Source organism: Mesorhizobium sp. P5_C1, from assembly GCF_054049815.1.
Genome location: NZ_JBFULQ010001180.1, coordinates 1 through 855 on the forward strand (window position 1 = coordinate 1; position 855 = coordinate 855).

Consider the following 855-nt stretch of genomic DNA (forward strand, 5'->3'; position numbering starts at 1 on the left):
CGTCGAAGAAGATCCTGACGTTCAACGCGCCGTTCCAGCAACTGGTCAAGCGTCAATTGCCGATAGCTCCAAACGACGATGCGCGCCATGACCTCAAGCTGGCGCTGGACCTCAATGTAGCCGACATTTTCGCGCGGCTCGACGCCAATGGCCAAGCGCCGGTGGCTACCGGCTTTGTCATCGGCGCCGGTGAACGTCGATACCGGGGTCATTTGAATGTTGTGCGAGCCCCGGTGGTCGAGCCGGAGTTGCTGATGGCGTTCGTCTTCGGCGGCTGAGGCGTGTCACGTTGATCCGGATTCAGCCGATGCGCTCACGCTCTGGTTTTCATGCAAACCATTGTCCCAAAATCACTTTTGGCGACATGTGATCTTGCCGGAAAATCTATCGCTGAACGCCTTCGCCCGGCGCAACGGTCGCGAAGCCGCCTTTGATCTCAGCCATCTGGGCTGCGCCCGGTTTCGAGCCGTGGATCCAGGCCCGGTCCGTGCTGAACGAATAGAGCGGAACGTAGTCGGGAAGATCGCTATCGCGCACGACGATGTTGCTGAGGCTGTCGAGAATGAAGGTGCCGCTGCCAGTGCTGACCGACAGCACCGCGTGAAAGAAGCCTCGCTTGCGGTCCTGGAGAACAACGAGCGCCATGCTTTGCGTAGGAATGCCGGCCCTCAGCAGAGCCGTCATCTTGAGGATGGCAAAATCCTCGCAGTCGCCGGCTCGCCGTTCGAGAATTTCCGACGGCTTTGCCCAATAGTCGAGTTTGCCGTAGACGACGCTGTCTTTCCTGTAGGCAATCAGGTGATTTACGCTGCTGTTGACGAAGGATAGCTTCTCGCTGAACCCCTTGCCCTGGGC

The 855-nt window shown here is 58.9% G+C and carries 1 protein-coding gene and 1 pseudogene; one reads left to right on the forward strand and one right to left on the reverse strand.

The window, feature by feature from the left end; translation table 11 throughout:
* A pseudogene (locus tag ACXJ7R_RS34735) lies at positions 1-278 on the forward strand (ribbon-helix-helix domain-containing protein); the annotation flags it as partial.
* A 106-nt stretch (positions 279-384) separates the two neighbouring features.
* Here ACXJ7R_RS34735 and ACXJ7R_RS34740 read toward each other — a convergent pair.
* A partial coding sequence (locus tag ACXJ7R_RS34740; RefSeq protein WP_457155739.1) for a transglutaminase-like cysteine peptidase occupies positions 385-855 on the reverse strand: 471 nt, incomplete at its 5' end.